This window comes from Pantoea sp. IMH (genome assembly GCF_000599885.1).
In the GTDB taxonomy this organism is placed as follows: Bacteria; Pseudomonadota; Gammaproteobacteria; order Enterobacterales; family Enterobacteriaceae; genus Erwinia.
Genome location: NZ_JFGT01000004.1, coordinates 364,238 through 376,049 on the forward strand (window position 1 = coordinate 364,238; position 11,812 = coordinate 376,049).

Annotated in this window: 7 protein-coding genes; 4 read left to right on the forward strand and 3 right to left on the reverse strand. The window is 57.4% G+C overall.

The features are described 5' to 3' along the window. Positions 1–163 precede the first annotated feature (163 nt). Positions 164–2,572 carry a maltodextrin phosphorylase gene (gene malP / locus EA20_RS0108160; RefSeq protein ID WP_024966355.1) on the forward strand — a complete coding sequence of 803 codons (2,409 nt, stop codon included), beginning with the start codon at positions 164–166 and terminating at the stop codon, positions 2,570–2,572. A gap of 9 nt (positions 2,573–2,581) precedes the next feature. Further along, entirely contained in the window at positions 2,582–4,669 is a 2,088-nt protein-coding gene (gene malQ / locus EA20_RS0108165; RefSeq protein ID WP_024966356.1) for a 4-alpha-glucanotransferase, read from the forward strand. 617 nt (positions 4,670–5,286) lie between these two features. On the opposite strand, the gene malG is transcribed toward malQ, so the two are convergent. The 3 genes from malG to malE form a co-directional block, all read right to left on the reverse strand. Continuing rightward, positions 5,287–6,177 (reverse strand): maltose ABC transporter permease MalG, encoded by an 891-nt coding sequence (malG, locus tag EA20_RS0108170; RefSeq protein WP_024966357.1) that lies wholly within the window; start codon positions 6,175–6,177, stop codon positions 5,287–5,289. A 9-nt stretch (positions 6,178–6,186) separates the two neighbouring features. Then, positions 6,187–7,746 carry a maltose ABC transporter permease MalF gene (gene malF, locus EA20_RS0108175; RefSeq protein ID WP_024966358.1) on the reverse strand — a complete coding sequence of 520 codons (1,560 nt, stop codon included), beginning with the start codon at positions 7,744–7,746 and terminating at the stop codon, positions 6,187–6,189. 67 nt (positions 7,747–7,813) lie between these two features. Next, complete coding sequence (gene malE / locus EA20_RS0108180; protein ID WP_024966359.1) at positions 7,814–9,013, reverse strand: maltose/maltodextrin ABC transporter substrate-binding protein MalE; 1,200 nt, start codon at positions 9,011–9,013, stop codon at positions 7,814–7,816. A gap of 364 nt (positions 9,014–9,377) precedes the next feature. Here malE and malK point away from each other — a divergent pair, with 364 nt between their 5' ends. Together malK and EA20_RS0108190 are read left to right on the forward strand one after the other, a co-directional pair. Further along, positions 9,378–10,487 carry a maltose/maltodextrin ABC transporter ATP-binding protein MalK gene (malK, locus tag EA20_RS0108185; RefSeq protein ID WP_024966360.1) on the forward strand — a complete coding sequence of 370 codons (1,110 nt, stop codon included), beginning with the start codon at positions 9,378–9,380 and terminating at the stop codon, positions 10,485–10,487. Between the two features lie 25 nt (positions 10,488–10,512). Continuing rightward, positions 10,513–11,811: a maltoporin gene (locus EA20_RS0108190; RefSeq protein ID WP_200868314.1), complete on the forward strand. Its 1,299-nt coding sequence runs from the start codon at positions 10,513–10,515 to the stop codon at positions 11,809–11,811. Position 11,812 lies beyond the last annotated feature (1 nt).

The following is an 11,812-nucleotide window of genomic DNA, read 5'->3' on the forward strand; positions in this document are numbered from 1 at the left end:
AAAAATAGGACTTTCCGGTACGTTCCCCCACCGCCTTTTTCCTCCGGCTACGCCCCGCGACTCCTCCCTGACTAAACCCTGGCGGGAGGATGCCGCCCGTCTGACCCCGATGCAGCATAGTCAAAAAATTTCCCCCCAATATTTCGGACAGTGAGGGTATGTGATGCAGCAGGTTACGTTGGATAAAGCGCAGTTTCTGGCCGCGCTAAAGCGCCAGTGGCAGGGCTTCGGTTTGCAACAGGCGCAGGATATGACGCCACATCAGTGGTGGCAGGCGACCAGCGCGGCGCTTTCTGAACAGCTGAACGCCCAGCCGCAGGCGATGGCGGAGAAAACATCGCTGCGTCACGTGAATTACCTGTCGATGGAATTTCTGATCGGGCGGCTGACCGCCAATAATCTGAGCAACCTCGGCTGGTATGACACGGTCTGCGAAGCGTTAAAAGAGCAGGGCGTGGATCTGGCTGATGTGCTTGAGCAGGAAGTCGATCCGGCGCTGGGTAACGGTGGGCTGGGCAGGCTGGCGGCCTGTTTTCTTGATTCGATGGCGACGGTCGGCCAGCCGGCAACCGGCTACGGCCTGAACTATCAGTACGGCCTGTTCCGTCAGTCTTTTGAGGAGGGGAAACAGCAGGAGGCGCCCGACATCTGGCACCGCGAAAGCTATCCCTGGGCGAATCACAATACGGCCCTGGCGGTGGATGTCAGCTTCGGCGGCAAGCTGATCAAGGATGCGGCGGGCCGCGAGCAGTGGCAGCCCGCCTTCACGCTGCGCGGAGAGGCCTGGGATCTGCCCGTGGTCGGCTATCAGAACGGCATCACCCAGCCGCTGCGGCTGTGGCAGGCCACCGCCATTGAGCCTTTCGACTTAGGCCTGTTCAACGACGGCGAGTTCCTGAAAGCCGAGCAGAACGGCATTGATGCCGCGAAGCTGACGAAAGTGCTCTATCCGAACGATAATCATCTGGCGGGCAAGCGTCTGCGCCTGATGCAGCAATATTTCCAGTGCGCCTGCTCGGTGCGCGATATCCTGCGCCGTCACCATTTCCTGGGCCGCAGCATCGAAACCCTGCCGCAGTATGAAGTGATCCAGCTTAACGATACGCATCCGACCATCGCCATTCCGGAGCTGCTGCGGATCCTGCTGGATGAGCATCAGCTGGAATGGGATGCGGCCTGGAAAATCGTCAGCGGGACGTTTGCCTACACCAACCATACGCTGATGCCGGAAGCGCTGGAGTGCTGGGATGAAAAACTGGTTCGCAGCCTGCTGCCCCGCCACTTCTCGCTGATCAAGGCCATGAACGCCCGCTTTAAAAAAGTGGTTGAGGCACGCTGGCCCGGTGACAGCGCCGTATGGCAAAAGCTCGCCATTCATCATGATAAGCAGGTCAGAATGGCTAACCTGTGCGTGGTCAGCGGCTTCGCCGTTAACGGCGTGGCGGCGCTGCATTCCGATCTGGTGGTCAAAGATCTGTTTACGGAGTATCACCAGCTCTGGCCGGAGAAATTCCATAACGTCACCAACGGCATCACGCCTCGCCGCTGGCTGAAGCAGTGTAATCCCGCCCTGTCGGCGCTGATTGACGACAAGCTTGGCACGACCGGCTGGGTCACCGATCTGGACGCGCTCAGGGGATTGGAAGATTTTGTGGACGACGCGGCGTTTCAGCAGCAGTTCCAGCACATTAAGCGGGAAAATAAGGTCAAGCTGGCGCATTACGTTAAGCAAACGATGGGTATCACGCTGAACCCTGACGCGATTTTTGATGTGCAGATTAAACGGCTGCATGAATATAAGCGCCAGCACCTGAACCTGCTGCATATCCTCTCGCTTTACCGTCAGCTTCGGGATAATCCGCAGAAAGATTGTGTGCCTCGCGTTTTCCTGTTTGGCGCAAAAGCCGCACCGGGTTACTACCTGGCCAAAAATATTATCTACGCCATCAATAAAGTGGCAGAGAAGATAAACAACGATCCGCTGGTGGGCGATCGTCTCAAAGTGGTGTTCCTGCCGGATTATAAGGTTTCCGTTGCTGAGCTGATTATTCCTGCGGCGGACGTCTCTGAGCAGATCTCCACCGCCGGGAAAGAGGCGTCAGGCACCGGCAATATGAAGCTGGCGCTGAACGGCGCAATGACCATCGGGACGCTTGACGGCGCGAATGTGGAAATTGCTGAGCAGGTTGGTGAAGAAAATATCGTTATCTTTGGCCTTACGGTTGAAGGCGTGAAGGCGCTGCTGAAAAAAGGCTACGATCCGCTGAAGCTGCGTAAAAAAGATAAGCTCCTTGATAAATTACTGAAAGAACTGGAAAACGGCTTCTTCAGCAATGGCGATAAAGCGGCGTTCCGGCCCATGCTCGACAGTCTGCTTTCCGGTGGAGATCACTGGCTGGTGCTGGCCGATTTCGCCAGCTATCTGGCGGCGCAGGAGAAGATCGAGGCGCTTTACCGTGATACGCAGCAGTGGACGCGCAGCACCATTCTGAACACGGCAAGAGTGGGAATGTTCAGCTCTGACCGGTCGATTCGTGACTACCAGCAGCGGATCTGGCAGGCGAAGCGCTAAGGGGATCTTATGGAAAATCAGGCACTGGAGCAGGCCGCCCTTGAGGCGGGGATTGCTTCCGGCTTTATCAATGCCCACGGCAAACAGCAGGCGATCGCCAGCGAAACCAAGCGGGAGCTGCTGAACGCGATGGGCTGGACCGCTGGCCGCCAGCCGCTGGCCAGTCCGGTCCCGGCAGTGAAGGTCTTCACTAAAGGCAGCCGCTATGCGCTGCCGGTCAGTGGTGAGGGCGAATATCACTGGCATTTCCAGCAGGAAGGCGGGGCGGTGCAGCAGGGGCGGGTGAACGGCAGAATGACGCTGGTACTTTCAGGCCGCATTCTGCCTGGCTATCACCGCTTAACGCTAACCCAGGCCGATCGCAGCTGGGAGTGCCGCGTTATCGTCGCGCCGCAGCGCTGCTACGAGCCGGATGCCCTGCTGGCCGGTAAAAAACTGTGGGGCGCCTGCGTCCAGCTCTATACGCTACGGTCAGAACATAACTGGGGCATTGGGGATTTTGGTGACTTGCAGCAGCTGTTAACCAACGTGGCGTCCCGCGGCGGCGCTTACGTCGGTCTTAATCCTATTCACGCGCTTTATCCCGGCAATCCGGAAGCGGCCAGCCCTTACAGCCCTTCCTCCCGCCGCTGGCTGAATGTTATTTATATTGATGTGGGCGCGGTGGAAGACTTTCGCCTCAGCGAGGCGGCGCAACGCTGGTGGCAGGACCCCGATACGCAGAGCGCGCTGAACGCGGCGCGTCAGTCGGACTGGGTCGATTACAGCCGCGTGATGACGCTGAAACTGCAGGGGCTGCGGCTGGCAAATCGTTACTTCAACGCCCGTAACGCGCAGGATACGCAGCGGCAGGCCTTCGCCCGCTTCATCAGCGAGGGCGGCGAGAGCCTCTATCTGCAGGCTGCATACGATGCGCTCTATGCGCATCTGGCGGCCACTACTGGCGTGGCGCAGGGCTGGAACGCCTGGCCGGAAGCCTACCGTCACGCGCGCGGGCCAGAGGTCCGGGCTTTTTGTGAACAGCATGCCGGGGAGGTGGAATTTTACCTCTGGCTACAGTGGCTGGCGGAAACGCAGTTTGCCGCCTGCTACCAGACGAGCCAGCAGGCGGGAATGTCCATCGGGCTCTACCGCGATCTCGCGGTCGGCGTGGTGGAAGGCGGCGCAGAGACCTGGGGCGATGGCGAACTTTACTGCCTGAAGGCCTCGGTCGGTGCGCCGCCGGATATTCTCGGCCCTCAGGGGCAGAACTGGGATTTGCGGCCGATGGATCCCTGGGCGATGGTCAGCCGCGCCTATCAGCCGTTTATCGATATGCTGCGTTCAAATATGACCCACTGCGGCGCGTTGCGCATCGACCATGTGATGGCGCTGCTGCGTCTCTGGTGGATCCCGGCAGGCGGAACGGCGGATAAAGGCGCTTACGTTCAGTACCCTATCGACGATCTGTTAGCCATACTCGCGCTGGAAAGCCAGCGTCATCGCTGTATGGTGATTGGTGAAGATCTCGGTACCGTACCGGTGGAAATCATCAGCAAACTGCGCGAAAGCGGCGTTTACTCCTATAAAGTGCTCTACTTTGAACGCGATGCGGAGTGCACCTTTCGCGCGCCACAGTCCTACCCCGTACAGGCGATGGCGACGCTAACCACGCACGATCTGCCTACGCTGCGTGGCTACTGGCAGAGCGACGACCTGACGCTGGGAAAAAAACTGGGCCTGTATCGCGATGAAACCCTGTTGCAGGGGCTCTACGCGGAGCGGGCCAGGGCACGCCAGGGTTTACTCAACAGCCTGCACCATTACGGCTGCGTGCCGAAAAGCACCGGGCGCCAGGCAGCGTTTATGCCGCTGACGCCCGTACTGCGACGCGGTATGCAGCGCTATGTGGCCGACAGCGCCTGCGCGCTGCTGGGGCTGCAGCCTGAAGACTGGCTGGATATGCAAGCCCCGGTCAACGTGCCCGGCACCAGCGATGAATATCCTAACTGGCGGCGCAAGCTTTCTCACACGCTTGAAGCGATGTTTGCTGACCCGGAGGTCAATAAACTGATTAAAGATCTGGATAAGCGCCGCCGGAAAGTCTCGGTGAACTGACCCTAAACTTCAGCAGTCACTGATGAGGTGACTGGCGTGGCTATCGTTGCTGTTACATTGTACGTCGTCAGGCGGGAGAACATATCCCGCCTGACTCTTTTCTGGATACCCTGAATGCGCTGCGATCAGGTTAATGTCGGGTTCCTCACTGGCTGCCTCTTCATCTTGTGTACAGATTAGCCCTCTTCCTCTGAAACGTTTTATGCCGAATGACGCATTTCTGATCTCATCTACAGCGTGTCGCTTTAAGCCTGCCGTTATTTACTCTGATTTCATTACTATGCTGCATGTTAACCGGGGCTTATTCCCTTTTCTGCGGTAACTGAGCGCGACAATCACGAAGGATTGCCAGTATTCGTACCCTGACGAAAAGGGGGAACGGGCAGGAAGATGAGTAAAGTGGGCGCGAATGAGGCAGGCAGTGGCTATGCAGATAATGTGGGCTGAGTAGTGGGCGTAGTGGAATTTTTGACGCAGGCGGGCTGAGTAATAAGCCGGATGCAGAAAAAGTTGCATAAAAAAGGTGGCCTTACGGCCACCAGAGACACAGGCGCAAACTGCAAAGACGTTCTTAAAAGTACTTCTCAAATAATAAACGCGATTTTCTGCGGCTTAACTCATCCCTTCACGCCTCCTGAAGTCAGTCCCCCTACCAGCCAGCGCTGCGCAATCAGAAACACTGCCGTGATAGGAATGGCGGAGAGGATGGCCGCTGCCGCAAAATCACCCCACAGGTAGTTCTGGGGATTCAGATACTGCTGCATGCCTACCGCCAGCGTATAGCTGTTAACGTCCCGCAGTAAAAGTGAAGCGACCGGCACTTCGGTGATCGCGGCGATAAAAGAGAGAATAAACACCACTGCCAGAATCGGGACGGAGAGCGGCAGCAGCACCAGCCTGAACGCCTGCCACGGCGTGGCGCCATCCAGCGAGGCGGCTTCCTCCAGCGAGCCATCGATAGTTTCAAAGTAGCCTTTGATCGTCCAGACGTGCAGCGCAATGCCGCCCAGGTAGGCGAAAATCACGCCGCCGTGGGTGTTCAGACCCAGAAAAGGCACGTAGATGCCCAGCCGGTCAAACAGGGCGTACAGCGCCACCAGCGACAGCACCGCGGGAAACATCTGGAAGATCAGCATCCCTTTCAGCAGCGTGCTTTTACCGCGAAACTTCATGCGGGCGAATGCATAGGCGCAGGTGGTTGAAAGCGCCACAATGCCAATCGAGGTGATGACCGCAATCTTGATCGAATTCCACAGCCAGAGCATCACCGGGAAGGGCGGCGGCGTGACGCTGCCGTCAGCATGCGTAACCGGTATGCCTAACGCCAGCTTCCAGTGATCCCAGGAGATGCTGTCGGGGATCAGGCTACCGGTGGCAAAGTTGCCGGGCCGCAGCGAAATGGCGAAAACCATCAGCAGCGGGAACAGGATCAGGGCGATAAAGCCCAGCAGTAACAGATGTGTGATCAGCAGCCTGACGCGCTGCGATTTCGGTTGAACCATCGCCATAAGGGACCCTTAATCAAATTTCATGCGTGAGGCTTTCAGGTTGATGGCCGCAAGTCCGCCAACCAGCAGGAAAATCAGCGTGGCAATGGCCGCCGCCAGCCCAAAGTCCTGTCCGCCGCCGCCTTCAAAGGCGATGCGATAGGTATAGCTGACCAGCAGATCGGTATGGCCCGCCGGCGTGGTGGTGCCAATCCTGTCCGGCCCGCCGTTGGTCAGCAGCTGGATCAGCACAAAGTTATTAAAGTTAAAGGCGAAGCTGGCGATCATCAGCGGCGTCAGCGGTTTTATCAGCAACGGCAGCGTAATGCGGAAGAAGTTCTGCAGCGGTGTGGCGCCGTCCATGGCGGAGGCTTCATAAAGATCGTCGGGGATCGCCTTCAGCAGGCCCATACAGAGGATCATCATATAGGGGTAACCGAGCCAGGTATTGACGATCACCAGCATGGTTTTCGCGGTCAGCGGATCGCTGAACCAGGCGGGCTTGATGCCAAAGAGCGTGGAGAGCATCAGGTTGATCTCGCCAAAGCTCTGGTTAAATAACCCTTTAAAAATCAGGATGGAAATAAACGCGGGCACCGCATAGGGCAGGATCAGCAGCAGACGATAGGCCGCTTTCCCTTTCAGGGCATCCCACTGCACCACGCAGGCCAGCACCATGCCAACGGCGACGGTCAGGATTACGGTGATCAGCGAAAAGAGCAGGGTCCAGACAAAAATCGCCAGGAACGGTTTCTGAATGCCCTCATCCTGGAAAACGCGCAGGAAGTTCTGCCAGCCAATGCTGACCGTAAAGCCGGGGCTGAGCACCTCAGTCTGCCATGCGCCCTGGTTGTCTACCTGCTGATAAAAGCCGGTAGTCATATTCGGGCGGTAGATTTTGCCATTCTGATTGTTGGTCAGCTGGCTGCCATCTTCGCTTTGCTGATAGAGCGGTCTGGTGGCGGAAAACTGGCGCAGGGAACTCATATGCAGCGTCGTGCCGTCGGGAAGCTCCGCCGTCAGCTGGCCCAGCGCCTGACGGTTTTGCGTGACTGCGCGCAGGCCCGCTTTCTCCGAGGTCGGTGCGCTCTGCGGCGTCATCGCCAGCGTTTGCGGTTCGGTGGGCGTAAAGGCAAAGGGTTTTGAGACCAGCAGATCGCCATTCTCCGGCGAGGTCAGCGTCAGCTGCCATTTTTCATCTGCGGGATAGAGCGCGAAGCTCCAGGTTTTACCTTCAAGATACTGGCGATCCATCAGCACGTTCTGGACGCGTTCCAGCGAGAGCTGGTGGGTGCTGCTGTAATTGGTAAACGCGATGGCAATGGTGCATACCAGCGGAAACAGGACGAACAGGCCAATTCCCGCCAGGCCAGGATAGACGTAGCGCCAGGAGTAGGCGCGGCGGTTGCCATAAATGAATAAACCGAGGCTGGCGAGGATCAGCGTCAGTATGGCGAAGAGGATCTCTCCCTGCGCATACATCAGCACAATCAAATAACCGGCTATCAGGGCAAACAGGCCGAGGAAGCTCCAGGCGATCGCGTTGTTTACCGGCCGGTTTTTCCGGTCAGCGGTCTGGGTTAAGGGCATAAAACAATCCTTCTCGGCACGAAATGGGCCAGCGATGACCCATTCCGCTATTCAGCAGTGGCGGCGGTTATTTATTAATGCGGGTTTCCGCTTCTTTCAACGCCTGCGGCACGGTCTGACGACCATTGACGGCGTTAATGATTGCGCTGCGCTCGGCATACCAGAAGGCGCTCATTTGCGGGATATTCGGCATGATTTCGCCATTTTTGGCGTTTTCCATGGTGGCGGCGATGCGCGGATCTTTTTCCAGCTGAGCCTGGTAGGACTTCAGCGCCACGGCGCCGAGCGGCTTATCGCTGTTAACCTTGCTTAAGCCTTCATCGGTAATCAGGTAGTTTTCCAGGAACTCTTTCGCCAGCTCCTTGTTCGGGCTGGCGGCGTTGATGCCTGCTGTCAGGACGCCAACAAAGGGTTTGGAAGGCTTGCCGTGGAAGGTTGGCAGCAGCGCCACGCCGTAATTGATCTTGCTCTTGTCGAGGTTCGCCCAGGCCCAGGGGCCGTCGATGGTCAGCGCCGTCTGGCCTTTGTTAAAGGCCGCTTCGGCAATCGAGTAGTCCGTGTCGGCGCTGATATGTTTATTTTTCACCAGATCGACGATGAACTGCAGGCCAGCCTGCGAACCGGCATTATTGACGCCGGTATCTTTGGTATCGTATTTGCCTTCCGCATATTTAAAGGCGTAGCCACCGTCAGCCGCAATGACGGGCCAGGTGAAGTAGGGTTCCTGAAGGTTCCACATAATGGCGCTCTTGCCCTGGCCACGCAGCTTTTTGTCCAGCGCCGGGATCTCTTCCCAGGTTTCAGGCGCTTCTTTGATCAGATCTTTATTGTAAATCAGCGAGAGTGACTCGACGGCTACCGGATAACCGATCAGTTTGCCGTTGAACGTCACGGCATCCCAGGTGAAGGGGAAGAGCTTATCTTTGAACGCCTGATCCGGGCTCACTTCCGCCACCAGGCCAGACTGGGCATAACCGCCAAAACGGTCGTGGGCCCAGAAGATGATGTCCGGTCCGTCGCCGGTCGCGGCAACCTGAGGATACTTCTCTTCAAGCTTATCCGGATGCTCAACAGTCACCTTAATGCCGGTGTCCTGTTCAAACTTTTTCCCGACTTCCGCCAAGCCGTTATAGCCTTTATCGCCATTGATCCAGATAACCAGCTTGCCTTCTTCTATTTTAGCGACGGCGGCGGCAGAGAACGCCAGCGAAGCCAGTGCGGAAAGGGCGAGGGTGCGTTTAACGACAGTTTGTATGCTGAGAGCCATAATCCAGTCCTTTTATTTCCGGCGATTGCTCGCGTGACGGAGGGAATGAGAGGGTACGGCGCCAGTGTGGGTTCAAGCTGGTCGGGCTTCATCCTCCCCCGCTCTACGCCCCCAGCTGTCAGAATGTGACCCCGTTAACACACTCACCCCGAATACGCCTCCGGAGAGAGAAAACACCATCGTTTTTTGCAGCAGCGATCACGAAACCGCTTTTTAAACGGAACTTACCGGCGGCGCCGCCTGTGTCCCATCCTCCCTGCCTCTCCCCCATGAAAAACCCGGTTACGGATGATTACGCTTTGCCGCATTAGCCGCACTCTTCCTGCCATTACTTATCTTTCCGCAGTACCGACAGGAGTTCAGGATGGCGAGCGTTACCCTTAGCGGCGTCTGTAAAGCCTTTGGCGACACGGTGATTTCCAGCGACATCAATCTGGCGATCGGGGAGGGCGAGTTTGTGGTCTTTGTCGGCCCTTCTGGCTGTGGTAAATCGACTCTGCTTAGAATGATCGCCGGGCTGGAGGAGATTACCTCCGGCGAGCTGAAAATTGGCGACAGGCGGATGAATGAAGTCCCGCCAGCGGATCGCGGCATCGGTATGGTCTTCCAGTCCTACGCGCTCTATCCGCATCTGTCGGTGGCAGAAAATATGTCCTTCGGCCTTAAGCTGGCGCGGACGAAGAAAGCGGAGATTGACCATCGCGTTAATCAGGTTTCGGAAGTGCTCCAGCTCGCCCATCTGCTGGACCGTCGTCCCAAGGCGCTCTCCGGCGGACAGCGCCAGCGCGTGGCGATTGGCCGCACGCTGGTGGCCGAGCCGAAGGTATTCCTGCTGGACGAACCGCTCTCTAACCTTGATGCCGCCCTGCGCGTTCAGATGCGTATTGAGATTTCCCGCCTGCATAAGCGCCTGAAGCGCACGATGATTTACGTTACGCACGATCAGGTTGAGGCGATGACCCTGGCCGACAAAATCGTGGTGCTTAACGCCGGACGCATTGTGCAGACCGGCAAGCCGCTGGCGCTCTATCACTATCCGGCCAACCGCTTCGTGGCCGGTTTTATCGGTTCCCCCAAAATGAACTTCCTGCCGGTCAAGGTCATTGCCGCTGAACCCGAACGCGTTCAGGTCGAGCTGCCCGATCGCCAGTGGGTCTGGCTGCCCGTGGAGGGCAACGCTGTCATCGCAGGCAGCAACCTGTCGCTGGGTATCCGTCCTGAGCATCTGTTGCCGGGCGAAGAGGCTGAAATCAGGCTCTCCGGCGAGGTGCAGGTCGTTGAGCAGCTGGGGAACGAAACGCAGATCCATATCCAGATTCCGGCAATTCGTCAAAACCTGGTTTACCGCCAGAACGACGTGGTGCTGGTAGAAGAAGGTGCCACATTCGCTATCGGCTTGCCGCCACACCGCTGTCATCTGTTCCGTGAAGACGGGACGGCCTGCCGCCGGTTGCATCCCGAGCCAGGCGTTTAAAAGCACATGTCCCCTACAGGAGAAGATGATGATAACTAAACGACTTTCCACTCTCGCGCTCGCAGTGGCTGCCGGCGTAATGTCCACTCAGGCGCTGGCGGTTGATTTTACGGGTTACGCCCGTTCCGGTATCGGCTGGTCCGGCAGCGGCGGCGAACAACAGTGTTTTACCGCCACCGGCGCGCAGAGCAAGTACCGCCTCGGTAACGAATGTGAAACCTATGCTGAATTAAAGCTGGGGCAGGAAGTCTGGAAAGAGGGCGACAAAAGTTTCTATTTTGACACCAACGTCGCCTATTCCGTTTCGCAGCAAAATGACTGGGAAGATACCGAACCCGCTTTTCGTGAAGCAAACGTGAAGGGGAAAAACCTGATCGAAGCGCTGCCTGGCTCCACCATCTGGGCCGGTAAGCGCTTCTATCAGCGTCATGACGTGCATATGATTGACTTCTACTACTGGGATATCTCCGGTCCCGGTGCCGGTCTGGAAGACATTGACCTGGGCTTTGGTAAGCTCTCTTTCGCCGCCACGCGTAACACCGAAAGCGGCGGCTCATTTGGCTATATCGCCGATCAGCGTGACGAAATTGCCACCTCCAACGACGTGTTCGACGTGCGTCTCGCCGGGCTGCAAACCAACCCAGGCGGCGTGCTGGAGCTGGGTGTCGATTATGGCCGTGCCAACGCCCGTGACGGCTACTCGCTGGCGGATGATGCCACCAAAGATGGCTGGTTGCTGACCGCAGAGCACACCCAGAGCATCTACAATGGCTATAACAAATTTGTGGTGCAGTACGCCGCAGACTCAATGACTTCACCCAATACCGGTGCCGCGAACGGTCACGCCAACGGGGCGTCCATCAATAACAATGGCAGCATGATCCGCATCCTGGATCACGGTGCGATGGATTTCAACGATACCTGGAGCCTGATGTATGTGGCGATGTATCAGGATACCGATCGCGATAACAACAATGGCACGACCTGGTATACGGTAGGCGTCCGTCCGATGTACAAATGGACACCGACGATGAGTACCCTGCTGGAAGCCGGTTATGACAACGTGAAATCTCAGCGTACCGGCGACCGCAACGGCCAGTATAAGGTGACGCTGGCGCAGCAGTGGCAGGCAGGCGACAGCATCTGGTCCCGTCCGGCTATCCGCGTCTTCGCCACCTATGCGAACTGGGATGAGAAGTGGGGCTATGACAGCGACGCTGGCGTGAACAATGGTCTGGCGATGAACGACACCAGCGCCAGAACCTTCAGCCGGGGCGATGATGATGAGATCACCTTCGGTGCGCAGATGGAAATCTGGTGGTAAT

Excerpts from the sequence above, each read along its gene's own strand:
- malP (WP_024966355.1), top strand. The coding sequence starts at position 164 with ATGCAGCAGGTTACGTTGGATAAAGCGCAGTTTCTGGCCGCGCTAAAG.
- EA20_RS0108190 (WP_200868314.1), top strand. The coding sequence starts at position 10,513 with ATGATGATAACTAAACGACTTTCCACTCTCGCGCTCGCAGTGGCTGCC.
- malF (WP_024966358.1), bottom strand. The coding sequence starts at position 7,746 with ATGCCCTTAACCCAGACCGCTGACCGGAAAAACCGGCCGGTAAACAAC.
- malG (WP_024966357.1), bottom strand. The coding sequence starts at position 6,177 with ATGGCGATGGTTCAACCGAAATCGCAGCGCGTCAGGCTGCTGATCACA.
- malE (WP_024966359.1), bottom strand. The coding sequence starts at position 9,013 with ATGGCTCTCAGCATACAAACTGTCGTTAAACGCACCCTCGCCCTTTCC.
- malK (WP_024966360.1), top strand. The coding sequence starts at position 9,378 with ATGGCGAGCGTTACCCTTAGCGGCGTCTGTAAAGCCTTTGGCGACACG.
- malQ (WP_024966356.1), top strand. The coding sequence starts at position 2,582 with ATGGAAAATCAGGCACTGGAGCAGGCCGCCCTTGAGGCGGGGATTGCT.